This is a genomic window from Achromobacter sp. GbtcB20 (assembly GCF_019091095.1).
Classification (GTDB): Bacteria; Pseudomonadota; Gammaproteobacteria; order Burkholderiales; family Burkholderiaceae_B; genus Achromobacter; species Achromobacter mucicolens.
The window spans coordinates 1-362 of sequence record NZ_JAGXJZ010000318.1 but is presented as its reverse complement, the minus strand read 5'-3'; the positions used below and the strand labels follow the sequence as shown (position 1 = coordinate 362).

Here is a 362-nt window from a genome sequence, read left to right as displayed (position 1 = left end):
GGGCGGATCGCGTCAGCGTTCGCTTGGGTGGTGAGGTTTGCTTGGCACAGCTCCATGAACGGTTACTCCTAGAAATTGAAATTAAGTGAGGAATGATTTCTTGTTTCCTGATAATTATCAATCCCTGAGGAAATATTTATACTTTGAGCAAAGGCGCTTTTACCCTTTAGTTCCAAATTGACAAAACCCGCGAGTCAGTTATTAATTCCGCGTGCCCCACAGAAGGCCGGCCGTGCACGAGACGCGGATCGCGCTGCCGGGCGCCGGATCGATGTCGGCGCGCAGGCGCGAACGCATCCCCATGTCCTCGCCCTGCACCACCTCGATGTGCCCGCCATGGGGCCAGCCCAGGTCGCGCAGGT

1 pseudogene is annotated in these 362 nt (G+C 55.8%); it reads right to left on the bottom strand.

Annotation, left to right across the window (positions count from 1 at the left end):
• Positions 1 to 201: 201 nt before the first annotated feature.
• Positions 202 to 362, bottom strand: a pseudogene (locus KVT32_RS32350) (PhzF family phenazine biosynthesis protein); the annotation flags it as partial.